The organism is Marinobacter sp. Hex_13, assembly GCF_001566815.1.
Lineage (GTDB): Bacteria > Pseudomonadota > Gammaproteobacteria > Pseudomonadales > Oleiphilaceae > Marinobacter > Marinobacter salarius.
This window is the reverse complement of record NZ_LSMM01000057.1, coordinates 12,519-37,670: the sequence shown is the minus strand read 5'-3', so window position 1 is coordinate 37,670 and position 25,152 is coordinate 12,519. Positions and strand designations below refer to the sequence as shown.

Genomic DNA, 25,152 nt, shown 5'->3' with positions numbered 1-25,152 from the left:
ATTAAGGTCATCAAACGGATGGCCTATGGCTACCGGGACAACGACTACTTCTTCCTTAAGATAAAAGCAGCGTTTCCCGGTAAAGTGCGATGAACCAAAAAAAACCCGCCGGGAGGCGGGTAAAAACACACTGAGGCAAGTCGAGTGTGTTGCAGGAGGGCGGGTAAGGTTCGCAGATCGAATGTCACAACACCTCCCCGCCGTGGCCACGATGACCTGATCAAAGAGTAACATAATCCAGTCATAAGTGAATACACAATATAGGAATATTGTATCCCATAAATTAATAAATGTCGTCTTTTGTGGATCTTTTGTGGCTTGGTGGTGGTGAGTGATCGCCATGCTGAAGCCAGAGATATTGCCGGCCTGCAAAAAGAATTGCCTCACATTGGTGTCTATGTTAATTGTATACGATATTATGGTGTTTCGCTCTGAAGCGTGGGCGCCAATCGCATTCATTGAGGTATCAGGAGTAAACAATGAGCCGTTTTCGAACCCTGACTCCGTCCAGCCTTGGGCGCGAGGACTTCGTAGCCGCATTTGCGGACATCTATGAGCATTCACCGTGGGTAGCGGATAAAGCCTATGAGATGGGCATCGATGAGACATGTGATGAGGTCGAAAGCCTGCATGAGCGGATGGCCAACATCCTTCTCAGTGCGGATCGCGACACCCAGTTGGCCTTGATCAACGCCCACCCTGATCTCGCAGGCAAAGCCGCTATGCGTGGAGAGCTTACAGCCTCCAGTACGTCCGAGCAGGCCGGTGCCGGCATTCAGGATTGCAGCCCGGAAGAGTTTGAGCGCTTTGTCAGGCTGAATGAGGCGTACAAAGCCAAGTTTGGGTTTATTTTTGTGATGGCGGTGCGAGGTAGTAATCGACACCAGATACTGGCGTCGTTCGAAGAGCGCATTCACAACTCTCCCGAACAGGAATTTCAGCGTGCCCTGAGCGAGATCAATAAAATTGCCTTATTCCGCCTGCAAGCCATGTAGTGGGCGGAGCCCCGAACCTTTTGTGCATCTGGTTCAAAGTATAGATTTATTAGTCTTTTGAGACGCAGATCCTTTCGTGCTCACTCCGAAACTGAACTACACTTTATCGTGTTGTTCCTAACAGGATGTGGGCCGAGATATGTTCAACGCATGGAAGTCCTTTCAGTCACTGTCCTTACTTCATTGGGTGGTGATTTCCCTCTCGTTACTGCTTACCCTTACCGCCTGGCAGGTTTCGTCCCGAATTGCAGAGGAGAAGGCCGGGGAGCAGTTTGACCATCAGGTGAAACAGCTCAATGAACTGCTGCGGGATCGGATGCAGAAGTACGAATTTGCATTGATGTCCGGTGCCGGTGCTATCCGTGCCTCAGAGGGCGGCGTGAACCTGGAAATGTGGAAGCGCTTCAGCGAAGTGCTGGCGCTTCAGGAGCGTTTGCCGGGTATTAATGGTATCGGCGTTATTGAGCGTGTCTCCGCGGAAAATCTGGGCGACTATATCGCGGAAAAACAACTGGAGCGTTCCTACTTCCGGGTGCATCCTTCCCATGGTGGCGATGACTTCTGGCCCATTGTCTACATTGAGCCGGAGGCGTCTAATGACGCGGCCGTCGGGCTCGACATGGCTCATGAATCGAATCGATACCAGGCCGCGCTCAAAGCAATGCGAACCGGCCAAACCCAGATCACGGGCCCTATCGTACTGGTACAGGATGAAGAAAAAACACCAGGGTTCCTTTTCTTTCGGCCATTCTACCAATCCGCAGAGGTGCCACCGGCCGATCAACGTGAGTCATTGTTCAGCGGGCTGGTTTACGCACCCTTCATCATGTCGAAACTGATGGAAGGCACGCTCGCCAACGTCAACCGGCTTGTTCACTTTCGGGTTACGGACGGTAAATCCCGCCTGTACAGTGAACTCGATGAAACCCGTGGCGACAATTACGACCCTACTCCCATGTTCGAGACGTCTTACGTGATGGATATGTATGGTCGTCAGTGGCATTTCGATGTCCAGACTACCCGGCGTTTTGAAACGTTCAATGCCGGTAAGCAGCCCATTATCATTCTGGTCAGCGGCCTTGTTATCAATGCCCTGATTTTTCTGGTCTTTGCGCTCATGGCCAACGCTCGCCGCCGCGCCGAAAGTGAGGTTGTTGAGAAAACAGCTGAGCTGCAGGAAAGCCTGAATTTCATCAACACGCTGACTGACCACCTTCCATTAACCGTGTCTGTCTGGGACTCCCGACTCACGTGTCGTTTTATGAACGCCTACGGAGAACACTGGTTCCCGTTCAGTAAAGAAGCGGCCATTGGCCAGAATCTGGAGCAGATGCTTGGCCCCGACCTCGTCAAAGAGCGCAGCAAACATTATCAGCAGGCGCTGGAAGGGAAGAGCGTTCAGGCCAGTGCTTCGCTTGAAAACCGCAAGGGTGAGATCCGCGATGTTGTGGTCAGTTATCACCCGGTGACTTTGCAGGGTGAGCGGTGTTTCATGGCGACCACGATTGACGTAACCGATATCGTGCAGCGTGAAAAGGAGCTGGAAGTTCTGAACGCGGAACTTGAGGAACAGAAGCAGGAGGCGGAATCGGCGGTGACCGTCAAAACGGCCTTCCTTGCCAATATGAGCCACGAGATCCGCACACCCATGAACGCGATTATCGGTGTTCTGGTGCTGTTGCAGGAAGCCGGGTTGGAGGATCACCCACGGCGGCTCGTTAAGAAAGCCTTCTCGGCGTCTGAGGCACTCCTGCAACTTCTGAATGACATTCTTGATCTGTCCAAGATCGAAGCGGATCACATTGAGCTTGATATCCATCCATTTGATATCGATGCGCTGGTTCACCGCAGCGTTGACCTGTTTGCCATTGTTGCGGAAGAAAAAGGCCTGAAACTCAGGGTGTCTATTGATCCCGCGACACCCAATCGTGTGTCGGGCGATCTGCTACGCATCTCCCAGATATGCACCAATCTTGTCGGTAATGCCGTCAAATTCACCCGCAAGGGCGGTATCGATGTCCGGATTGATTATCGGACTGAGAGTCAGGCAAGCGGCTATCTGCAAATTGAAGTTGTGGATACCGGTGTGGGTATCAAACCCGAGGACCAGGGGCGAATTTTTGAGAACTTCCGGCAAGCGGACGAATCCACGAGCCGGAATTTCGGTGGGACCGGGTTAGGCCTTGCCATCAGCCAAAGACTGGCATTATTGATGAAGGCGGAGCTGACCCTGGAGAGCGACATTGGCAAGGGCTCGACTTTCCGGCTTTTGGTGCCTGTCGGTGTCTCCCAGGATGATGGCACAGTAAGTTCCTCGAGGACGGGAAGGCCGATTCACGTCTTCCATTACGGTTTCCGTGCCAATCTGGCCTTGCTCGAGGATTATCGGGAGCATTGGCGCCTGACACTTGAAACCGTCGATGATATGGCTCAGTGGCCCGCTATCCTTGAGAGTATTGCGAAGGTTGAAGACGTCGAAGACAGGTTCTTCCTGATTGATATGGAAGGCACGGAACCGAGCCTGCTGGACGGTTTCGTGACCGAGCTCCTGACCGATCCCGGCAGGTACCCGCTCTGGGCCATACTGATCATTGCCTCTGCCGGCTATTGGCGGGACTGGGTGGCGGACTTCGAGCGTTCCGGCGGGCACATGGCCTTTGAGCCCCTGACGCCATCAAAGCTCTTCGAGCACTTTTCCCAAAGACATGGGAATAAGCCGGATTCGCGGGGAGGGGGCAAGCCCCAGTTTGACGGATTATCCGCGCTGGTGGTCGACGATGTGCCCTTGAACTGCGAAATTGTTGAGAGTTACCTGAGATCGTTTGGTGTCAATGTGCAGTCTGTCCAGACAGGGGACCAGGCCGTTGAGCGCTTGGGGCAGAGGGGCTTCGACCTTATACTGATGGACCTTCACCTGGACGGTGAAACCGGCCAGGAGGTGACCGAGCGGATCCATGGCTGTGCCAACGCAAATGACTCGATCATCGTTGCGCTCTCGGCCTCTATTTCCGATCACGACCGCATGACGGCCAAGGCGGCGGGAATGCAGGACTATCTCACCAAACCGGTGGTTCCCAAGGATATCCAGTTACTGCTGGAAACCTACTTTGAAGATCGTCGGTCAGTGGTTTACACGCCCGAGGTGTCCGACGAGAGTGAGGTATTCAACGACACGGAGGTGGCGGTAACGGACATGCCGGACTTTATTTCACGTCAGGCTTACGATCGTCTTTTCAGTGATGATCAAGCGTTGTTCACTCGGTGTGTCAGAAGCTTTATTGCCAGTTCCGCGGAGATGGTTGCTGATGTCCGGAAGGCAACGCTGGCGGAAGATGCCCGTCACATGGCGCACAAGATCAAAGGGGCTGCTGCCAGTATTGCCGATACAGAGCTTGCGCAGGTGGCTGGTCTGATTGAGAACGCCCAGGAGGACCATACCTCGTTGTCCATGTTGCCCCAGTTGCTCAACCTGATCTTGGAGCACAGCCGACGTTTGGAGCAGCACTTTGGCTTGATCGCTTCTGGCGACAATGTCGCTGAAACCGACGCAGAGTTACAAATCGTGCTCTCTCGTGTTAAGACGAAACTGGGTGGCAATCGTATCGCTGAAGATGAAGATTTGAGGGTGATCTTGAATCACCTCATTGCCAGCGGCGAGATGAAACTGGCGAACCAACTGAGGCAAGCGTTGGAGGTCTATGACTTCCCGCTCGCACTCACACTATTGGACGATGTTCCACTGGAGGGATAGGCCAGACAATGAGTAATGAAGAACAGCCAGTTGTACTTGTTGTGGAAGATAATCCCACTGGTATCGCCAGTCTTGTGGGGATACTGGGGGCGGCCTGCGAACTCGTTGTTGCCAAGACGCTGGCCGAGGCAGAGCGATGCCTTTCGCCGGACATGGACCTTGTACTTCTCGACCTCTACCTGCCCGATGGCAACGGTATTGAGTTTCTTAAACGCTTGAAGTCGGACCCGCTCTACCAGGAACTGCCGGTGATCTGTATGTCCGCTTCCGACCAGAGCAGCGATATTGAAGAGGCGTTCAGGGAAGGCGCTATTGATTATGTCCTCAAACCTTTCAACAAGATCATTCTGAGTGCCAAGGTTTCAACCTTTGTTGATTTTAAGCGAAAGACGAATTTGCTGGCCGCCCAGGCGTTGCGGGATACACTGACCGGGATCGGCAACCGACGGATGTTTGAGCAGCAGTTGGACCTGGAGTGGCGGAGGGCGCTTCGACAGGAACTTTCCCTCGGCCTTGCTCTGGTGGATATGGACCATTTCAAAAGTATTAATGATCAACATGGGCACGCCCAGGGTGATGTTTGCCTGCAACTGCTGGCGACGTCCATGGAAAAGGCGTTCGGCCGTGCGGGCGATCTGGTGGCAAGACTCGGCGGCGATGAGTTTGTAGCAATGCTGCCCGGTGCCACGCTCAACAGTACGGTTCGGGCGGCCAAACGTCTGGAGGAGGTTCTGGCAAACGAACACGAAAAGTGTCGCCGAAGCGGGCAGGATTGCCCTGGCTTTTCAGTGTCAGTCGGTTGCTACGCTGTCGTTCCTCACAAAGGGACGAATGCTTCAGAGTTGAAGGAAACAGCGGATCAGTATCTTTATGAAGCAAAGAGGGAAGGGGGGCGTAGCTGTGTCAGACCTGCTATCTAAGCTGGACCGAGACGACTCGATTGGAACGCGCCTCTTTCAGGTGAAACCCAAGATCATGGTCGTGGATGACGAACCCACCAATATACGCGTGTTGTCGGATGCACTGAAAAACGATCATGACATTATCGTGGCCACCAGTGCGAAACAGGCGTTGGGGCTTCTCGATAGGGGAGAACGTCCTCATTTATTGCTACTGGATATCATGATGCCAGACATGGATGGTCTGGAAATGTGTCGACGGCTGAAGATGCGTCAGGAACTTCAGCACATTCCGGTTATCTTCATCACGGCGCTCATTGACACAGACAGTGAGGAAAAGGGATTTGAGGTGGGGGCTGTGGATTTTATTCGTAAGCCAATCAGCATCCCCTCCGTGCGGGCAAGAGTGCGCACGCACATTTCCCTGAAAGGCATGCTCGATCATATGGTCGAGCTCAATCAAACGTTAAACGAAAGATTGCATCAGTCGGACCAGTTGAACTGGCGCTTGATGCAGGAGCAGAAACGGGGCCGTGCCGCTGACTCAACGAACCTCTATGAGCAGGCCTTCATGTCGACCTCGGAAGGTATCGCGGTGCTTGATCACGAGGGCAAAATCACCGCAGTGAACCCCTCCTACAGCCGCATTACCGGTTACTCTGAAGCCGAAGCGTTAGGTCGTTATCATGACGTTCTTGATGTGCGCGTGGATAAGCGCCATAACAGCACCAGTATCCTGGACTATCTGGGGGTACATAATCACTGGTCGGGGGAGATCTACAACCGCAGAAGGAATGGCGAGGTTTATCCGGAGCTGAGAACGATCAGCACCATAAGGGCCGAGGACGGCCAGGTGACCCACTACGTGACGGTCTTCAACGATATCACCAACCTGAAAGAAACCGAGCAGCGGCTGGAAGAGCTGACCTGGCGTGACCCCGTTACCGGGTTCCCCAACCGGGCGCTTTTCCTGGACCAGCTGAGTACCGTGCTGAAGTTGTGTCATCACGGTGGCATGGCCACTGCGGTGATCGTTGTTGATATCAACAACTTCCGATATGTAAACGAGACCTTTGGTTTCGACTGCGGTGATATTGTCATTCAGACATTTGCCGAGAGGCTCAGGAATGCCTGCCATGAAGACGACTCCATCGCTCGTCTGTCGGGCGATGAGTTTGGAATCGTGCTGGCACCAAAGCAGTGGACGTTGGATGAAGCCTATCGGATAGCCCTGCAGGTGTTCGAGCGTATTCAGGAGTCTCTACGGGAACCCGTGCCTTATCGCTCGGAAGGGGTGTTGACGATAGAGGCAACCGGTGGCATTGCGCTGTACCCAACAGAAAGCTCCGACATGCCATCCCTGGCTTTACGCCATGCCGAAACGGCGCACCGAAATGCGAAGGACTCGAACCGGGCTGTTGCGGTGTTTGAAGATTCCATGAGCGAGAATATCCGGCGGCAGATGGCGGTGGAGTCGGAACTGGCCCGAGCGATTACCGAGAACGAAATTGCAATGTATGCTCAATCTCAGCATAGCCCGGACCGGAAACTGGCGGGCATCGAACTTCTGGTTCGCTGGGATCATCCGGAAAGAGGGTTGTTGGGGCCCGGCGAATTTATTCCTTTTGCCGAGCGAACCCGGCAAATTGTCGCCCTGGAGCGCCATATCGTTCGCGTGTGCCTGGGAATGTTGGCTCAGATGAGAGCAGATTCGCGAAAGCTCCGCTGCTCAATCAATATTTCCGCCAAGCACATGGCGGAAGAGGATTTTGCTGAGGCGATCCTCGGGTTGGTTGCAGACTCGGGTTACCCGCCCGCGCTGATTACGTTCGAGCTGACGGAAAGCGTGATGGTGAAAGATGTGGACGCCGTTGTCGAAAAGATGGAGAAGATACGGAACTTTGGCTGCACGTTCTCGCTGGACGATTTCGGAACAGGTTATTCCTCGCTTTCCCAATTGCGCCGATTGCCCATATCGGAAATCAAGATTGACCGGTCGTTTGTGCTTTCGGCGCTAAACGATTCCACGTCCGCCGATATCGTCGATATGGTGAAACGTATAGGTGAATCCATGAATGTTCGAGTTGTGGCGGAGGGAGTGGAAACGCAAGAACATGCTGATTTCCTGAAAACCCACCATCCGGGGGTGTATTTACAGGGGTACTTCTTTGGGCGCCCGGCACCGTTGTGGACCTTTTTCGTCGAGAAGTCGCACTGAACGCTGCGTCTGAGATGGCCCCGGCTTTTACGTCAATGCCTCAATCGCTTTCGCGTCGGTCGCGAAAATATTCTCCTCTTTGATCAGTTGGGCCAGCCCTGTCCTTGAGAGGGCCTCCCTCAACGGAAGTTTTGGGCCGGACAGGTAGAGGGCAATGCCTCTTGCATCCAGAAATGACCAGATGTCCTGCAGGGTATCCAGGCCAGTAGAGTCGACCTGATTCAGGGAGGATGCAGAAATCAGCACGGTTCTCAGATCCGGGGCGGCATCCACGCGCTTGCGGATGGAGCGCTCCAGAACCGGTGCCGTCAGGTAAGTGAGTGAGGCGTCCATACGTACCCCGAGAACCCCCTCGGCAATGGGCGGCAGCTGGTAAAGATGTCGGTCACGAAACCCACCTGACTCATGAACCCCCAGTTCAATGATTCGCGGCACGGCATGATGATGAAGGAAGGCGAGCAAAGACGCCGCTATGCCCGCCAGAATTCCCCAGTACAGGTTTGGCACGGTGACCAGTGTCACCACCAGGGTGACGAGAGCTACCATGCCATCCTTGGGGTTTTCACGGCTCAATCGGGTAAGCGAGCGGACATCAATCAGCCGGGTGACGGGCACAATGATGATGGCGGCGAGGATCGCGGTCGGCAGGTGATACAGGAGCTCGGTAAACCCGAAAAGAGAGATCAGCACGAGCAGTGAGGCGATCAGGGACGCCCTCGCGGTTTTCGCGCCACTGTAGGCGTTCAGCGCCGTGCGGGAGAACGAACCGCTGACAGGAAAGGCACCGCTGAAGCCGCTGGCCATTTTGGCCAGACCCTGACCGATTAACTCCTGATTCCGGTCCCACGGTTCTCCTGTTATTCGCGACATGGTGCGGCAACTGGACATCGCTTCGGTAAAGCTGATCAGTGCAATGATCGCAGCGGGCAGCAGAAGCGCCAGGTGCTGGTCAACGGAGAGTGTCAGAGGCAATGAAGGCTGGGGAAGTCCGCTTCCGACCGGACCGATGACCGAGCCGCCAAGCTCTCCAAATCCCAGCAGATAACTGCCGGCGATGCCAATCAGTGTAACGACCATCACCGCAGGCAGGCGCGCGGTCAATTTTCCGAGTAGCAGCAGCGCTGCCACGCCACCGAGGCCGAACCCGGCGGTTGCGACCAGCCGCCAGGGGGCGTGTTGCCATTCCTGCCAGAGAGTGGATAGCCAGTTTTCGCCGGCGCCTGTATCGAAGCCCAGTAGGGCAGGGATCTGTGAAACGATAATGATGACGGCAGCCGCATTCACGAATCCCTGAACGACAGCGTTCGAGATCAGGTTGGCAAGAATGCCCATGCGGAACGCGCCCATAAGAAACTGCATGAGCCCGGAATAGAGGGCGAGCCATATGGCCATCACCACCCATTCCGGGGACCCCGCTTCGGCCAACGGTTGCAGCGCCGCGAAGGTCAGCAGGCTGGTTAATGCCACAGGCCCGACCGCAAGCAGTGACGATGAACCGAACAATGCCCCAACAATGCCCGGCAGCAGTGCCGCGTAGAGACCGGTAACGGGCGGCATCCCCGCGAGTTGGGCGTATGCCAGGGCCTGGGGGATCAGTACCAACCCGACCGTGATGCCGGCAATGGCGTCCGCCCGGTTCTGCCGTCTCGTGGGTCTGGCCCATGTCAGGAAGGGGAAGAGCCTGACGATCAGTTTACTTGAGGATGCCCGCATAACAATTCCAATTGGCAACGTGTCGGTGTAACGCACGTATCCGGTCCGGCTCTCCATTTAAGGGGCTTTGATAACCGTATAGCACATTACCAGCATCGGGATAGAGAAAGTAGAATTCGACTCAATGATCTATGCTGTCATTAGGCTGCATGGCACCGCCTCTGGCCTCTGCTGGCCTCTGGAGAGTGCACGAATAAATTCGCTGATGGAGAAGGCGTATGCAACAGATCCAGAAATACCCCGCGGGCTGGCGGGTACTGCATTGGGTAATGGCGCTGATGGTCCTGACGTTGATACCCGTCGGGCTCTGGATGGCGTCGCGTGCGGAAGCTGATATCTGGGGGGCGCTGACGAATACCTTGTACAGTGGGCACAAAGCCATAGGTTTTACCGTGCTCCTACTGATGATCCTGCGGATCGTGGTTAAGATACGGGTAAAAAGCCCACCCTATCCCGAGAGCATGCCCCGCACATTGCAGATTGCAGCCAAGAGCATGCACCACCTGATCTACGTCATGTTGGTGGTTACGCCTTTGTTTGGCTGGGCCGGTGTGACGGCGTATCCGGCTTTGGGCATCGTGGGCGATGTCAGACTGCCCGCCATGCCTTTTGTGCCGGAGGACAAGGAATTGGCTGGGAGCTTGTTTGCGATACACGGGTGGCTAGCCATAACGCTAGGTGTTCTGGTCGCAGGCCATATCGCGGCGGCCTTTCGCCATATGCTCCGTGGGGATGGTATTTTCCGCCGAATGGTTTGAGTAGGCATGCGAGGACCGCAGCCGGCCTGTTCCGGTGCGATCGCTAAGCCAGACAGATGCGGTACCGAAGCACCCCGGCATCCTCCTCACGGACCCATTCAATCCGGTGCCCGGTCAGCTCGCACAGCACCTGTAAATCCCGACGACCGCTGGGATCATCGGCCAGGAAGTCAACCTGCGTGCCGCTGGGAAGGCCCTGGGTGCGCTTCTTAAAACGCAGAACGGGCAGTGGGCATACCAAACCGATGGCATCGATCTGGTAAACCTCTGTTTCATGCATCTGGGACTGTTCAGTCAAGCCGCACATTCTCACTGCTGGTTTGCGTGGCGGAGGACCACCCGAACTGGTCAAGAACGGGCGGGGCGGCAAAGGCAATCACCAGCGCCGCGACAAACGCTGAAATCATGACTTTCACGATGACCCTCCTTTACCCTGTTTGGCTTCAACCTCGGCCACCCACAGATCGTGGTGCTGGCGCGCCCACTCCACATCAACCTGGCCGTTACCCATGGCATCGAAGGCGCCTTCCATGCCAACCGAGCCAATATAAATGTGGGCAATGATGGCCAGCATCATCACGAATGCGACAATCGAGTGCCAGAGGTTGGCGTATTGCATCTCTTCGTGGGGCGCCAGATCGGTCGGGAAGCTGGTACCCAGAACACTGTTCATGATGCCGAAGGTATCGGCAAACATGGGCATCTGAAACGGGAACAGCAGCGATAGCCCGGAAAGGGACACTGAGGCGCCCAGCACCATCACGGTCCAGAAAATGATCTTCTGGCCGGCGTTGAATTTCTTCGCAGACGGATGGCTCTTGGTAAAGATACCGCCGCCAGCCTTGAGCCATTGCCAGTCCAGCTTGTTGGGAATGTTGTGGGCCACCCACATGACAAACGTCATCACCAGCCCCAGCATGAACGCCCATGCAACGTTATTGTGGACCCACTTGGAGCCGGCAGCCAGGGTGGCAAAGGCGTCGGCCCCCATGACCGGGATCAGGAAGCTTCGCCCCATCAGGGTGATCAGCCCCGTCAGGCCCAGGGCGATAAACGAGCCTGCCAGCAGCCAATGGCCGAACCGCTCGACGGCTTTGAACCGTTCAATTGTAGTGCCCGCAGGGCCGCCTTCGATTTTGATCCTGCCGCGAATGAGATAGAACACCACCAGCAATGCGATGAAGCCCAGAATGGCACCGCCGCCGTAGGTGATGACCGGCCCTTCACGCAACTGGTACCAGCGCATGCCGCCGTCCTGGATCAGAACATCGGCCGCCGGGTTGCGAACCTGGGTTTCAATGTCGATGTTGTCGTAGCGAATGCCGCGCCAGGCATCAGCATCGGAACGCCCGCCACGGGTGCCCAGTGGCTCGTTGATCGGCGCCGCATTGGCGGGATTACCTGTTTCTTTGGAACGGGATTCCCCGTCAGCTTTCAGTCTTTCCTGCCGGGCCATGATGTCTTCGAGGGTTTGGCCGCCCCCGGTAGACATCTGGTCAGACTCGGGAACGTCCTGCGCCCACACAGGGTTGAAGACCAATGTCGCCAGCACAAAAACGGCGGCACCGAATAGTTTACAGTTCATGAAAGCACTCCAGCGGAATGAACAAAAAGAATCCGTTGCCTTAACGAATGCCGGGGCCCCAGGGCCCCGGAAACATCCAATGGGCTTACGCGCCCTTCTTCTCGTAGGCTGTGCCCCATCCCCAGGCGCCTGAACCAAAACCACGGTTCACCACACGCTGGCGGTAGATGTCCGCTACCTCGTTGCCGTCACCGGCCAACAAGGCTTTGGTGGAGCACATTTCCGCACAGATCGGCAGCTTGCCCTCCGCAATACGGTTGCGCCCGTACTTGGAGAACTCCGCTGTGGAGTTGTCTTCTTCCGGACCGCCCGCACAGAACGTGCATTTGTCCATCTTGCCACGGCTGCCAAAGTTGCCCGCTTGCGGGAACTGAGGGGCGCCGAATGGGCAAGCGTAGAAACAATACCCACAACCAATGCACAGATCCTTGGAGTGCAAAACCACACCGTCTTCGGTCTGGTAGAAGCAATCCACGGGGCAGACGGCCATACAGGGCGCGTCTGAACAGTGCATGCAGGCTACCGAGATCGAACGCTCACCGGGCTTGCCATCTTCAATGGTCACCACGCGTCGACGGTTGATGCCCCAGGGGACTTCATGCTCATTCTTGCAGGCCGTTACGCAGGCATTACACTCGATGCAGCGTTCGGCATCGCAAAGGAATTTCGCTCTTGCTTGTCCTTCAATGGCCATGATCTACACCTCTTGTTATGCCGGCATAATCGAACACAGGGTGCACTTGGTCTCTTGCATCTGTGTGACCGAGTCATACCCGTATGTTTGAACTGTGTTGGTGGATTCACCCAATACGTAGGGGTCGGAGCCTTTCGGATACTTGTCCCTCAGATCCTTGCCCTCCAGGTGTCCGCCGAAGTGGAACGGCATGAAGGCGACGCCCTCGCCGACCCGTTCGGTCACCATGGCCTTGACTTTGATGCGTGCGCCTTCCGGGCCAGACACCCAGACATCCTTACCGTCACGAATGTTCATGTTGTTCGCATCACGCGGATTCACTTCAATGAACATGTCCTGCTGCAATTCCGCCAGCCACGGGTTGGACCGGGTCTCGTCACCACCACCTTCATACTCAACCAATCGGCCTGAGGTCAGAATGATGGGGAAGTCCTTGCTGAAGTCCTTCTTCTGGATGGACTCGTACAGGGTCGGGACACGCCAGAAGGTCTTGTCCTCGTAGGTCGGATAGTCCTCCACCAGGTCTCGGCGGTTGGTATAGAGGGGTTCGCGATGAAGCGGCACGGGGTCCGGGAAGTTCCAGACGATGGCGCGGGCCTTGGCGTTACCAAAGGGCGCGCACTCGTGTTTGATCGCCACACGCTGGATGCCGCCAGACAGGTCGGTTTTCCAGTTGGTTTCGGGGCCGGCAACGGCATCAATGCTGGCCCGCTCTTCGGCCGTCAGGTCGCCATCCCAGCCCAGGTCCATCAGCATCTGCATGGTGAATTCCGGGTATCCGTCCTTGATCTCGGAGTTTTTCGAGTAAACGCCGTCCGCCAGCAGGTTTTCGCCGTTGCGTTCAACGCCAAAGCGGGCACGGAAGGTAAGGCCACCTTTGGACACCGGCAAAGACATGTCATAGAGCACGTGTGTGCCCGGATGGTTCATTTCCGGTGTGCCCCAGGATGGCCATGGCAGGCCGTAGATATCACCATCGCAGGGGCCACCCACCGCACGCAGTGTGGTCTTGTCGAAGTGGTGCTGGTTGGCCATGTGTTTTTTCAGCCGCTCTGGCGACTGACCGGTGTAGCCGATGGTCCACATGCCACGGTTGAATTCACGGGTGATGTCCTCGACGACCGGTTCATTGCCTTCAATGGCGATATTGCGGAACATGCGATCGGTGAAACCGAACTTGTCCGCAAACAGCTTCATGATTTCGTGGTCGACCTTGGAGTCGAACAGCGGCTCAACGACCTTTTCACGCCACTGGAGCGATCGGTTGGAAGCGGTGACCGAGCCCGATGTCTCGAACTGTGTGGTCGCCGGCAACAGGTAAGCGCCCTCCTTACGGTCGTGCAGCACTGCAGACACGGTGGGGAAGGGGTCCACCACGACCAGCAGGTCGAGTTTCTCCATGGCTTCCTTCATTTCCAGCATCCGGGTCTGGGAGTTCGGCGCGTGGCCCCACAGCACCATAGCCCGGGTGTTGTCGGGCTGCTCCAGGTTTTCCTTGGCTTCCAGAACGCCGTCAATCCAGCGCGATACGGGTATGCCTTTCTCGTTCATCATGGCTCTGGATTTGCCATCCTTGTCCCACACGGCAAAACGCCCCTTGAGCCAATCAAGGTCCTCTTCCCAGACGCGAGCCCAATGAGCCCAGGAGCCAGCGGCCAGCCCATAGTAGCCGGGCAGGGTATCGGCCAATACACCCAGGTCAGTGGCGCCCTGAACGTTGTCGTGGCCACGGAAGATGTTGGTGCCGCCGCCAGCAGCGCCCATGTTGCCCAGTGCCAGTTGCAACACACAGTAGGCGCGGGTGTTGTTGTTGCCGTTGGTGTGCTGGGTACCACCCATGCACCAGATGACCGTGCCAGGGCGGTTATTCGCCAGGGTACGAGCGACGCGCTCAAGCTGTGCTCCAGGCACACCGGTTACACGCTCGACTTCCTCAGGGTTCCATTTCTTTACTTCCTGCCGGATGTCGTCCATGCCGTACACGCGGGTGCGGATGAACTCCTTGTCTTCCCAGCTGTTCTCAAAGATGTGCCACAACAGGCCCCAGACCAGCGCGACGTCTGAGCCCGGACGAAACCGTACATACTCGTCCGCGTGCGCGGCGGTGCGGGTGAAGCGAGGGTCGCAGACAATCAGCGGCGCGTTGTTTTCTTCCTTGGCTTTGAGAAGATGCAGCAGCGACACCGGGTGCGCTTCCGCAGGGTTACCACCGATCAGGAAGATCGCTTTCGAGTTGTGGATATCGTTGTACGAATTGGTCATCGCACCGTAGCCCCAGGTGTTGGCTACGCCGGCAACCGTGGTCGAATGGCAGATCCGGGCCTGGTGATCAACGTTGTTGGTGCCCCAGTAGGCAGCGAATTTGCGGAAAAGGTAGGATTGCTCATTGTTGAACTTTGCGCTTCCCAGCCAGTAGACTGAATCTGGACCGCTTTCCTCCCGGATCTGTAGCATCTTGTCGCCGATCTCGTTGATCGCTTCGTCCCAGGAGATTTTCTGCCACTGTCCGCCGACCATTTTCATCGGGTACTTGAGACGGCGTTCGCCGTGAGCGTGTTCACGTACTGAGGCGCCTTTTGCACAGTGCGCACCCAGGTTGAAGGGGCTGTCCCAACCAGGCTCCTGCCCGATCCAGGTGCCATTCTGGACTTCAGCCTCGACCGTGCAGCCAACCGAGCAGTGGGTACACACGGACTTTTTGCGAACAATTTTCCCACCTTCCGTCGATGGGGTAGCGGCCTCAACGCGGCCGGATGTTAGTGACAGAGCTGCCAGACCACCCACTGTGACACCGGAGGCGGCCAGGAAACCACGGCGATCCATGGTTTTGGCAGCGAGGGATGAAAGTAAAGAACCAGCACGGGGGCCTTTCGCTACCCCGTTGGTTTTCTTTCTTAACATGTCAATTACCTCTCTCTTTTTATTCTCGTTTTACGGAGGTGTGGCCATTCAAGAGCCTTTCGCAACCTTGAATGACACACGCTTCCTTAAAAGCGAGCCGATTCGAAGTACTTACGTGTGTGTTCAGTGTCACGCAGACCGCTGCTTTTCGGGGCTTCTTTCACCACCTCGGCTGCGGCGTTGGGGGAGACTGCCAGCGCAACAGCCGCAGGCGCTGCAGCTGCTGCCACCTTCAAGAAACGGCGGCGGCTGTTTTCACGTTTCGGGTTGTCCATTGGACACCTCCACCTGAGTTAAGGGACCAGGCAGGTCCCAGTTATTGAATGGCAAAAGCATCAGCCTCAACGGCCATGAAAGCCCGGCCCAGCGAGCCCACAGGCGCGTAGAAAACCGCGCTTTGCGCTTCTTCCAGATCGGTAAAGAACAGTGCCGCCCACTTCGCCAGGTGTGCGTCGAAAAAGGCTTTTTGAGAAGGCTGGTCACTGTCACACAGGAACTCGCCCGCAATAATGCCGGCCATGATTTCGCACAGCGTGCCCATGTGATCTTCCGGTTCTTTAACGTTGTCTCTTGCCTTGATGCCCCTGGCCATCAGGTCGCTGCGCAGATCCGCAAGGGGCTTCTCGTTGAGAAAGCCGGTCAGGTAATAACTGGTGTAGGGCAGTAACTCCCCACGACCAATGCCAACGAAAAGGTTGTTGAACTCCCGCTCGGCATCCTTGGGCGTGGTGCGTTGGGCAAGGGCAGCGAGGTTTCTGGAGGCGGTTCCTATCGGAGTGTCGTCGCCCTTTAAGGTCGCCAGTCCCCGCAGCAACTCACTTGAAGGTGGGCCGCCCAGCAAGACACCCAGCAACTGATACATTTGGGCACGGGCTCGATCTTCGTCGCTGATCGAGCGAGGGCACTGAACTTCTGCAGTGTTGGCCAAGACGTCTCTCTCTTCTTGTTTCTTGTTTATTGTTGTCTAATTTTTAATCACCGATCTACTGTATATAGCTCCGATTTGTGTCGGGCGCAACTACAGTTGCTAACGAGTCACGAATCGCCAAAACGCATTCGTGGGCGGTAGCGCGGTGTCGATTCTTCCCCGGTTTTGGTGACCACTGGTAGGGTATGACCAGCAGTATCTGACGGAACTTCTTCGAAGTCGGACTCGGATTCCTCGATGGCTTCTGCAGGTTCCGGAGGCGCCATCGTTACCGCAGTTTCGGCCTGCTCCGTGTGCTCTGTGATGGAGTCCCCGCGTTCTTTATCAGCCTGCTCCCCCGCCTTTTTGGTTCGGTCGATCAGTCCTTGTCCCACCTTGTAGAGGGTCTTTACGGCCCCGGTCGCGCTAGCCGCGCTGGTGAAATCCTCATCGTAGTCATTGAGCCCGTCCAGCACGGCAAGTACGGGGTTGGATTTCCAAAGTGATCGCAGGGCCCTGCGGCGTAGCAGCTCGGGGATTTCTTTGCGCATGAACCCGGTAATATCGGTACCCAGCTCAATGGCATCAGGATCTGGTAAGCCGTACTTCTCCAATACATCGTGCTCGGGCAAGGTCTGATTGATGGCGAGTTCCTGTTCTTCCGGTGACGGCTCGGACTCGACCGAGGGCGCCGCCGGCTCAGTTTTATTACCGGTTTCTGCTTTCTTGCGCGACCAACGTTGCAGGCGTGACTCAGCCATCACTGAATCCTCGGTTTTTTGATGTTGGCGGGTGCGCGAAAGACGTCGCTCTCCTGCCGGATACGCGGATCGCCTTTGGCGTCTTCGATGCCATCGACTTGGACACTGTCACGACGCCGTTTCTTGAAGGGCTCTTCGATGTAGTGCATATCGACAAACTCTTTGATCCAGGCCGCCAGAGACTCGGGAATGGGCACAGGCTCGACGATACTTTCGCCACTGTCCTGTGCATCCAATGCCTCATGGGCACTGGCGGTAATGGAACTGACGGCCCACCCTGAGGGAGAGCGACCGGTGTGGTCCTTATCCATGACAATCCAGACGGAGGGAACGGCCATGTTCAGGGATACAAGGTAGCCTTCCACGTCGGCGCGAAAGAGCTCCATCGTCACCGTGCCTGCGTGGTAATCCACATCATCGCCTTCACGGATCAGTTCTTTCCAGAACGCCTCGGGGGCGCCCGGTATGACCGCCACCGGCTTCCAGATATACCGCGCCCACTGGGTTACGCCAGGGGACTGGCGAACGACGGCACCGACTTGTAACGCGCGTTTCCAATGATCTGTGCGACTGCTCATGGCTGCTCTCTTTTGTTATTCCTTCAAGCTAGCAGGAGGTCAAAAAATATCCAACTTTCCAATTGTCCAAAAACAAACGGCTGTGGCATGCTCGAAGAGCTATAGTGTTTCGTATACGTATAACAACAATGAAAAGAGTCGAGTTCCTGATGACGGCACACAAGACCTTACTGCTATGCAGCTGCGATAAAACACAGTCCTTTGATCCTGAGGCGCTGCGCAAGGCCGCAGCCGCTGAACAGGTAATCGCGGTGGATCAATTGTGCGGCCACGACATGAAGATGGCCGCCGAGCACCTGGGTGGTGATGCAGACGTACTCATTGCCTGTGGCCAGCAGGCTGCCCTGTTTGAGCGTCTGGGCGAGGATGTGCAGGCCGAAATCGGGCACTCCGCGCCGCTGGGCACCATCGACATCCGGGACCGGGCTGGTTGGGGGAGCGCGAGTGCAAACCCCAAACGTCAGCATGCCAAGCAAGCGGCCCTGGTTGCCGCGGCCCAGCTGCCGGCTCCGATAGCGCCTGCGAAAACGATCCGCTCCAGCGGGGTGTGCTGTATCGTTGGCCCCACCGAACAGGCCGTAAGAATGGCCGAGCTGGTACAGGACGAGCTGGGGGTGACCTGTATCGTCAACGATGCCGGCCCCATACAGCTTCCCTCTGCCGCCTACGACGTGGCCAGGGGCCGACTGACGTCAGCCTATGGCGCACTGGGCAATTTCAGAATGGAGTTTGCCCAGTTGCAAACCCTGAATCCCGCCGGCCGTGGTGCGCTGGGTTATGGCGAGGTGCAGGCCACCGCTAGCAGCGAATGTGATGTGTTTATCGACCTCCGTGGTGGCGCTCCGGCCTTTCCCAGCCATCAGAAGCGCAACGGTTATTTCTGGGCCGACCCCGCCAAAACCGGGGAATTGGAGCGCATTGCCCTGACAGCCCGGGAGCGGGTTGGTGAGTTCGAGAAAACCGTCTACTTCAGGTTGGAAGAGTCCCTGTGCGCCCACTCCCGGGCCAACAAAACCGGCTGTACCCGCTGTCTGGACGTCTGCCCCACCGAGGCTATTTTCTCGTTCGGCGACCACGTGCAGATTGATTCGGATATCTGTGCCGGCTGTGGCTCCTGCGCGGCTGTTTGCCCGACCTCCGCCATTACCATGAACGAAAGCCCTTTCGAAGCCCTGACCAAAGCCGTGGACGTGATGGCCGGGGTGTATCGTGAACATACCGAAGAATCCCCTCGGCTGGTGCTCCATACCCTGGATGCCGGTGGTGAGGCCATGGCGCACCTGGCACGGTACGGCGATGGGCTGGCGGACGACCTGATTCCGATGGGGCTTGAGCATATCGATCGTATCGGCCATGCCGAGATCCTGGCCGCATTGGGCGCCGGCTATGCGGAAGTCCTGCTGCTGGCAGACAACGAGACTGACCGCCAGGCTGTTGCCGCGGAAGTGGAACTGGCTCAGGCCATGGTGAGCGGTGCCCACCATTCGCCCAGCCGGATCCGGGTGGTTGCGACTGACGAGCTCAGTGCAGAAGGGGACAATGCGGGCCGCGTCAGTGAGCCCGTGTTACTGGTTGGAGGCCGCCGTGACATCACACGGGTTACCGTCAGTGCGATGGCGGACGGTGTTGAAGCGCCGATCCCCCTGCCACAGGGCGCGCCCTATGGTGCTATCGAAATCGATTCCGATAAATGCACGCTCTGTCTGGCCTGCGTGTCTCTGTGTCCGACTGGCGCCCTTGGCGACCATCCGGACCGGCCGGAGGTTCAGTTCACGGAAAATGCCTGTGTTCAGTGTGGCGTCTGCGACAGCACCTGCCCCGAGACAGCCATCAACCTGAAGCCGCAACTGGATCTGTCCAAGGGGGCGCTAAGCGCCCGGGCACTGCACGGCGAGGAGCCTTTCGAATGCATCAAGTGTGGAAAGCCCTTCGGTGTTGCCAGCACCATCAACCGGATCGTTGAAAAACTGGAGAATCAGCACTGGATGTACAAAAACGCCAATAACGTCCAGCTTATAAAGATGTGTGACGACTGTCGGGTGAAATCTCAGTTCCACGGGGAAAACGCGCCTCTGGCAGGAGGAGAGCGCCCAAGGGTTCGCACCAGAGACGACTACCTGGACAGCTAGAATAAAAACAGGACTCGACATGGTTGAATACACCGAAGTAGGAAAACCGAACCTGATTGGTACCGACGCTCCCCGGCCTCAGGACAAGAACCCTAAAGGCGTTGACCGCATCATTGCCGTCGCCTCCGGCAAAGGGGGAGTCGGAAAGTCGACCGTGGCCTCCAACCTGGCGGTTGCACTGGCTTCGAAAGGTCTGAAAGTGGGCCTGTTGGATGCCGATGTGTACGGTCCCAGCCAGCCCCGCATGATGGGTGTTTCAGGTCGGCCGTCCAGCCCTGACGGAAATACCATACTGCCGCTGCGCAATCACGGGGTGACCCTGATGTCCCTGGGCCTGATGGCCTCTGATGATGAAGCCATTGTCTGGCGTGGGCCCATGTTGATGGGCGCCCTGCAACAGATGATGAACCAGGTGGACTGGGGCCGGCTGGATGTCTTGCTGGTGGACTTACCCCCGGGCACCGGTGATGTCCAGATGACCCTGAGCCAGAAATTCTTTGTCGCAGGGGCGGTTGTGGTCTCAACCCCCCAGGACATCGCGTTAATGGACGCGCGCAAAGGCATCGATATGTTCAAACGGATGGATGTGCCCCTGTTCGGCCTGATTGAAAACATGGCCTCTTTTATCTGCGATGGTTGCGGCAAAGAGCACCATCCTTTTGGGCACGGGGGCGCCAGGGCGGAGGCTGAAAAATTGGGCTCGCCCTTCCTGGGCGAGATTCCGCTGGATCTGGACATCCGCGTTGGTTCGGATGGCGGTGTCCCGATTGTGGTATCGAAGCCGGATAGCCCTCAGTCGAGGGCTTTTCAGCGCATCGCCGATGAACTGATCGCCTCCGAAGTGTACGCCGAGGCCATGCGATGAGCGTGTCGCCGCGCTTACCACCGCTGTTTACGGGCGAACGGGTGCCAAACCAGACGGATCCGTTTGATAAGGCCGTCAGCCGTGCCATTGCCGGAGTTGATTCCGGCACGATCTTCTATTCCGACGCGGTGGACGTTTTGCGCGCGGCCCTGGTGCTGGCGCCGGAAACCTCATTGGAAGAGGCTGTCCAGGTGGTCTACGTGGCCCAGATAGGCCTGGCTGAAAGTCTGGGCGCGCTGGCCCCGCCCGAAGTGCCGGTGTTCTTCCAATGGCCCGATCGTATCAAGGTCAATGGCGCGGTGTGCGGCGGTGTCCGTTTTGCTGCGGATGTGTCAGATCCCAGCGCTCATCCAAACTGGCTGGTTGTCGGCATCGATGTGCCTTTTTTGCCGGTGGGCGGCGAGCCGGGCGAGACGCCGAACCAGACCTGTCTGCACGAGGAAGGCTGTGTTGAGATCACGCCCATGGCGCTTCTGGAAAGCTGGTCCAAGCACACATTGTTGTGGCTGACTTACTTCATGGACAGTGGCTTTGAGCGTATACACAATGAGTGGCGGCCACGCTGTGACACCCTGGGTAAAATGATCGACCTGCCAAAGCCCGGGCTCTTTGTGGGCCTGGATGAAAAGGGCCGGATGCTGTTGCGCCAGGATGTCATGACCGAAACAGTGAGTTTGATCGAATTTGCGGAGCACGTATGAAACTGGCCCGAACCCTGCGACTGGATGTATCCGATGACAATGTATTTGACCTGCCGGCTCCCAGCGGTGAATGGGCGATATCCGGCGGGTTTGAGTTTTCCAACTGGACCGAAGCGGACCTGAAGGGCAAGGCCCGGCAGGCCTTCAGCAATGGTTGGTACAGCATCGAGTCAGGCGGTCGTGCCAGTTTTGTGGGCGTGTGCGACATCACCGAAGCGGAGTTGGAGCAGTTACGCCAGACCTTGGCGCAGACGTTTGTTGAGTGTTACGGCGCTCCGGATATCGATGCGGCCTATCCGGTCGCCTGTGAGGAAATCGACCAGATGCGCAGCATGTGTGAGGACTTCGAGGACAACACGCTGTTGATGGTCAGCCGCACGCTCACCGAACTGGGTGTTGAGGAAACCTACCGCTCCCGGGGCCCGCAGGATGCATCGCTGGAGGCCTTTGCCGTACATGGCAGCGTTGACTGATTACAGTCCGAAACTGCCATAGGGAATAAACCGCACCAGGGTGCCCGGTTCTATCTGCTGGGCGCTTTCGTCCAGCTCCACCAAACCCTCGGACCAGGCCAGGCCGGTTACACGTCCAGAGCCCTCAGAGCCAAATACCTCAACCTGCCCATCCCGAACGCGGGCCCGCAACATCTCGCTGCGCCCCGGTTTCTTATTCTTGGAAAAACCAGCGGGCACGAGATAGCCCTGGGGTTCGAACCAGTTCCCTCCTGCCAGCAAGGCCATCGCCGGCGCGCCAAAACGCAGTGCGCAGACCCAGGCGGCGACCGGGTTTCCCGGCAAACCCACCACAGGCGTTCCCTGGAACATGGCCAGCGCCAGCGGGCGGCCCGGTTTGATCGCAATGCGCCAGTTACTGATGTCACCGTGTGCTTTCAGCATTTTCGACACATGATCCTCGTCGCCGGCAGACACGCCGCCGCTGGTGAGGATCAGGTCGCATTGTTCCGAGCCTCGCTCCAGCGCCGCTTTGACTTCTTCGGCCCGGTCGAGCACATGACCAAGGTCCACCAGCTCATAGCCCAGTTGTGCCACCAGAGCATTCAGCATTGGCCGGTTGGCGTCATAGATCTGCCAGTCGGTGACGGCTGAGCCGACGGGCTTTACTTCATCCCCCGTGGATAAAACGCCGACGCGCAGGCGGTGATAGACGTCGACCGAGTCGACACCCACGCTGGCAAGTACTGAAATCTGGGTTGGCGTCAGGCGGGTGCCTGCCGTGAGGATTTGATCCTGTGCCTTGATGTCCTCGCCGGCTTTGCGCGCGTTGGCGCCGGCTTTTAACGTGCCGTTCAACTGCAGTTGGCCATCTCGGACTTCGCAGTCTTCCTCGAGGACCACGGTATCCGTGCCGGCCGGAATCACCGCGCCGGTCAGAATCCGGATGGCGTGGCCCGCAGGCACGTTCCCCATATACGGTTCCCCGGCGGCGCTGCGGCCCTCAATCAGGGGCAGGCTGCAGGGTACGTCCGTTAGCGGCCCTGCGAAGGCATAGCCGTCGACCGCGGAATTGTTGCTTGGGGGATGAGCGCGAGGCGCAGAGACGTCGCTTGCCAGGATTCGCCCATTGATCTGCGACAGCGAAACGGCGTGTTCCACCTCCACTACCGGATGTAGGCGTGAGCGCAGCCGCTCCAGTGCCTCTTCCACCGGCGTCCAGTTCACCCCGGGGGGCAGGGCGAAACAATCGTTACGAAGTGGAGTCGTTGTTTTCCCGTTCATGATGTCCCTGGGCTCAGAATAAAGTCAGCGATGGCGGGTACATTGTTTACATCGAAAACGGGGCCCGGGAAATCCGCAGCGTAGTCCACTACATAGTCCGCCACCAGGGCAATGATACTGTCGTCCTCCGGGTAGAGGGGCGCACGGGCGCTTTCCTGCCTGTGCACTTCAATCTTGGGATGCGGGTGGGTTTTAAAGCCCTCGACCACCACCCAGTCGCAGGGGCCCAGCCGCGCCAGCAATTCATCCAGCGTTGGCTCTTCAGCGCCGCGCAGTTCGTGCATGATGGCAAAGCGTCGCCCGCCCGCCAGGATAACCTCGCGAGCGCCGGCATCGCGGTGCTTGAAGCTGTCGGTACCGGGTTGGTCGACATCCACCCCGTGATGGGCGTGCTTGATCGAGTTAACCGTTAACCCCCTGCTGGACAGCTCGCGAATCAAGGCTGCTGCCAGCGTGGTTTTTCCGCTGTTCTTCCAGCCCACAATGCCGATGACATTCACTTCAGGTGCTTCTCCGCCCAGGCCAGGTCTTCCGGTGTGTTGATGTTGAAAAAGTCGTCCTCGCCGAACACCACCAGGGTTTCACCCTGGGCTTGTGTCCACTGGCGGATTTTGCGCACGCCGTCGTTCAGGGCGGCTCGAAGATCATCCCGCAACGCGACCCGCCAGCGGCCAAACGTTGGCTGGGGCAGGCGACCACGTTCCGGATCCGGTGTCGCTGCGAGCACCACGGGCGTGTCATGCCCGGCCAACCGTGCAGCGAGGTCCCGGGGGAACGAGGGGGTGTCCGCAGCGACGCTGATCAGCCATTCATGCCCTTGTTCGGCCGCCCAATCCATGCCCGCCAGAACACCTGCCAGCGGGCCTGGAAAATCAGCGATTGAATCAGCCACCACTGGCAGACCCAGATCATCAAACCGACTCAGATCGCCGTTGGCGTTCAACACCACGGCGTCCACCTGCGGTGTGATCCGGTCGATGACCCGCTGGATCAACGACTGATCACCCAGCATCAACCGTCCCTTGTCGCCGCCGCCCATCCGGTTGGCCTGGCCGCCCGCCAGAATGACCGCGCAATCAGTCATGCTCGGCCCCTTTTCGACGGTGCTTTTTGTCCTCGTCAGGAACCTGTGACAAGTCCTGATCGAACACCAGGCGGTGTTGCCCACTGAGGCACGTGAACTTTTTACCGCGCATCCGACCGATCAGGGTCAATCCGACCTGCCGGGCAATATCGACGCCCCAAGCGGTAAAGCCCGACCGGCTGATCAGGGTCGGGATTCCCATCAGGGAGGTTTTGATGACCATTTCGGAGGTCAGGCGGCCCGTGGTGTAGAGGACTTTGTCGGCGGCGGTGATGCCGTTCAGGTACATCCATCCTGCGATCTTGTCCACCGCGTTGTGGCGCCCGACATCCTCCATGTAGGCCAGAATCTGGCGATCCTGACACAGAACCGTGCCGTGAATGGCGCCGGTTTCCATGTACAGGCTGGGAGTGTGGTTGATCTGGTAGGAAAGATCGTAAAACGTGCTGGTGTGCACCGGTGTGTCTGGTAGCGACAGGCCTTCAAGCCCTGCCATCATGTCACCGAACACCGTACCCACGGCGCAGCCGGACGTCCGGGTTTTCTTTTCCAGTTTGTCTTCGACATCGGTAACACCTGCGGTACGCACCACGGCGACTTCCAGCTCTTCGTCGAAGTCAATTCCGGTGACCTGATCGTTTTCCTTCAGCATACCTTGATTCAGGAGAAAGCCGAGGGCCAGATACTCCGGGTGATCGCCAATGGTCATGGCGGTGACGATCTCCTGGCTGTTCAGATAGATCGTCAGAGGGCGCTCTTCGATCACGCTGATGGACTTTGATTGACCGTTTTCATCAACGCCCTCGACGGCGCGGGACAAACGAGGGTCTTTGGGATCGGGCAGTATCGGATTAATCGTCATTGTTGTTATAGCTCT

The 25,152-nt window shown here is 57.3% G+C and carries 23 protein-coding genes; 9 read left to right on the top strand and 14 right to left on the bottom strand.

The genetic code is table 11. The features are described 5' to 3' along the window. Positions 1–479 precede the first annotated feature (479 nt). The 4 genes from uraD (at position 480) to AXW11_RS14640 (ending at position 7,863) form a co-directional block, all read left to right on the top strand. The gene (uraD, locus tag AXW11_RS14655) at positions 480–995 is read left to right on the top strand and encodes a 2-oxo-4-hydroxy-4-carboxy-5-ureidoimidazoline decarboxylase (RefSeq protein ID WP_041334489.1); all 516 of its coding nucleotides are present in this window, start codon (positions 480–482) and stop codon (positions 993–995) included. 139 nt (positions 996–1,134) lie between these two features. Further along, entirely contained in the window at positions 1,135–4,746 is a 3,612-nt protein-coding gene (locus AXW11_RS14650) for a CHASE domain-containing hybrid sensor histidine kinase/response regulator family protein (RefSeq protein WP_091644543.1), read from the top strand. 8 nt (positions 4,747–4,754) lie between these two features. Next, entirely contained in the window at positions 4,755–5,666 is a 912-nt protein-coding gene (locus AXW11_RS14645; protein ID WP_036202825.1) for a diguanylate cyclase, read from the top strand. A gap of 40 nt (positions 5,667–5,706) precedes the next feature. After that, positions 5,707–7,863 carry an EAL domain-containing response regulator gene (locus tag AXW11_RS14640; protein WP_286792421.1) on the top strand — a complete coding sequence of 719 codons (2,157 nt, stop codon included), beginning with the start codon at positions 5,707–5,709 and terminating at the stop codon, positions 7,861–7,863. Between the two features lie 27 nt (positions 7,864–7,890). On the opposite strand, the gene AXW11_RS14635 is transcribed toward AXW11_RS14640, so the two are convergent. Then, entirely contained in the window at positions 7,891–9,576 is a 1,686-nt protein-coding gene (locus AXW11_RS14635; protein ID WP_258955235.1) for a SulP family inorganic anion transporter, read from the bottom strand. A 218-nt stretch (positions 9,577–9,794) separates the two neighbouring features. Here AXW11_RS14635 and AXW11_RS14630 point away from each other — a divergent pair, with 218 nt between their 5' ends. Continuing rightward, positions 9,795–10,334, top strand: coding sequence for a cytochrome b (locus AXW11_RS14630; protein WP_036202834.1), 540 nt, complete (start codon positions 9,795–9,797; stop codon positions 10,332–10,334). Between the two features lie 43 nt (positions 10,335–10,377). On the opposite strand, the gene AXW11_RS14625 is transcribed toward AXW11_RS14630, so the two are convergent. From AXW11_RS14625 to AXW11_RS14585, 9 genes are all read right to left on the bottom strand, one after another. Beyond that, positions 10,378–10,632: a sulfurtransferase TusA family protein gene (locus AXW11_RS14625; protein WP_051946750.1), complete on the bottom strand. Its 255-nt coding sequence runs from the start codon at positions 10,630–10,632 to the stop codon at positions 10,378–10,380. After that, positions 10,625–10,750 (bottom strand): hypothetical protein, encoded by a 126-nt coding sequence (locus AXW11_RS14620; RefSeq protein ID WP_036202841.1) that lies wholly within the window; start codon positions 10,748–10,750, stop codon positions 10,625–10,627. Before AXW11_RS14620 ends, AXW11_RS14625 begins: the two co-directional genes overlap by 8 nt. Beyond that, positions 10,747–11,919, bottom strand: coding sequence for a formate dehydrogenase subunit gamma (locus AXW11_RS14615; RefSeq protein WP_091644549.1), 1,173 nt, complete (start codon positions 11,917–11,919; stop codon positions 10,747–10,749). The genes AXW11_RS14620 and AXW11_RS14615 overlap by 4 nt, the downstream gene beginning before the upstream one ends. Before the next feature lie 85 nt (positions 11,920–12,004). Continuing rightward, positions 12,005–12,613 carry a formate dehydrogenase FDH3 subunit beta gene (gene fdh3B, locus AXW11_RS14610; protein ID WP_007153241.1) on the bottom strand — a complete coding sequence of 203 codons (609 nt, stop codon included), beginning with the start codon at positions 12,611–12,613 and terminating at the stop codon, positions 12,005–12,007. Between the two features lie 15 nt (positions 12,614–12,628). Then, positions 12,629–15,514, bottom strand: coding sequence for a formate dehydrogenase subunit alpha (locus AXW11_RS14605; protein WP_075195324.1), 2,886 nt, complete (start codon positions 15,512–15,514; stop codon positions 12,629–12,631). An 86-nt stretch (positions 15,515–15,600) separates the two neighbouring features. Further along, a complete protein-coding gene (locus AXW11_RS14600; protein WP_075195323.1) occupies positions 15,601–15,789 on the bottom strand; it encodes a twin-arginine translocation signal domain-containing protein in 189 nt (62 codons plus the stop codon). 41 nt (positions 15,790–15,830) lie between these two features. Further along, a complete protein-coding gene (locus AXW11_RS14595; RefSeq protein WP_036202853.1) occupies positions 15,831–16,442 on the bottom strand; it encodes a TorD/DmsD family molecular chaperone in 612 nt (203 codons plus the stop codon). A gap of 107 nt (positions 16,443–16,549) precedes the next feature. Then, entirely contained in the window at positions 16,550–17,182 is a 633-nt protein-coding gene (locus AXW11_RS14590) for a DUF3306 domain-containing protein (protein ID WP_075195322.1), read from the bottom strand. Continuing rightward, a complete protein-coding gene (locus AXW11_RS14585) occupies positions 17,182–17,760 on the bottom strand; it encodes a DUF3305 domain-containing protein (protein ID WP_091644552.1) in 579 nt (192 codons plus the stop codon). Before AXW11_RS14585 ends, AXW11_RS14590 begins: the two co-directional genes overlap by 1 nt. 149 nt (positions 17,761–17,909) lie before the next feature. Between AXW11_RS14585 and AXW11_RS14580 the strand changes: the two genes are divergently transcribed. The 4 genes from AXW11_RS14580 to AXW11_RS14565 are packed head-to-tail and all read left to right on the top strand — an operon-like array spanning position 17,910 to position 21,928. Beyond that, on the top strand, positions 17,910–19,889 hold the full coding sequence (locus AXW11_RS14580; protein WP_091644555.1) for a 4Fe-4S binding protein: 1,980 nt from the start codon (positions 17,910–17,912) through the stop codon (positions 19,887–19,889). 19 nt (positions 19,890–19,908) lie between these two features. Beyond that, entirely contained in the window at positions 19,909–20,754 is an 846-nt protein-coding gene (locus AXW11_RS14575) for an Mrp/NBP35 family ATP-binding protein (protein WP_091644559.1), read from the top strand. After that, entirely contained in the window at positions 20,751–21,455 is a 705-nt protein-coding gene (locus AXW11_RS14570; protein WP_091644562.1) for a biotin/lipoate--protein ligase family protein, read from the top strand. Before AXW11_RS14575 ends, AXW11_RS14570 begins: the two co-directional genes overlap by 4 nt. Next, a complete protein-coding gene (locus tag AXW11_RS14565; RefSeq protein WP_091644564.1) occupies positions 21,452–21,928 on the top strand; it encodes a DUF6505 family protein in 477 nt (158 codons plus the stop codon). Before AXW11_RS14570 ends, AXW11_RS14565 begins: the two co-directional genes overlap by 4 nt. On the opposite strand, the gene AXW11_RS14560 is transcribed toward AXW11_RS14565, so the two are convergent. From AXW11_RS14560 to AXW11_RS14545, 4 genes are read right to left on the bottom strand one after another with little or no spacing between them, the layout of a single operon-like run. Next, on the bottom strand, positions 21,929–23,191 hold the full coding sequence (locus tag AXW11_RS14560) for a molybdopterin-binding protein (RefSeq protein WP_091644567.1): 1,263 nt from the start codon (positions 23,189–23,191) through the stop codon (positions 21,929–21,931). After that, on the bottom strand, positions 23,188–23,691 hold the full coding sequence (gene mobB, locus AXW11_RS14555; protein ID WP_091644570.1) for a molybdopterin-guanine dinucleotide biosynthesis protein B: 504 nt from the start codon (positions 23,689–23,691) through the stop codon (positions 23,188–23,190). The genes AXW11_RS14560 and mobB overlap by 4 nt, the downstream gene beginning before the upstream one ends. Further along, positions 23,688–24,275 carry a molybdenum cofactor guanylyltransferase MobA gene (mobA, locus tag AXW11_RS14550; protein WP_036202872.1) on the bottom strand — a complete coding sequence of 196 codons (588 nt, stop codon included), beginning with the start codon at positions 24,273–24,275 and terminating at the stop codon, positions 23,688–23,690. The genes mobB and mobA overlap by 4 nt, the downstream gene beginning before the upstream one ends. Further along, positions 24,268–25,137: a formate dehydrogenase accessory sulfurtransferase FdhD gene (locus AXW11_RS14545; RefSeq protein WP_036202874.1), complete on the bottom strand. Its 870-nt coding sequence runs from the start codon at positions 25,135–25,137 to the stop codon at positions 24,268–24,270. The genes mobA and AXW11_RS14545 overlap by 8 nt, the downstream gene beginning before the upstream one ends. Between the last annotated feature and the right edge of the window lie 15 nt (positions 25,138–25,152).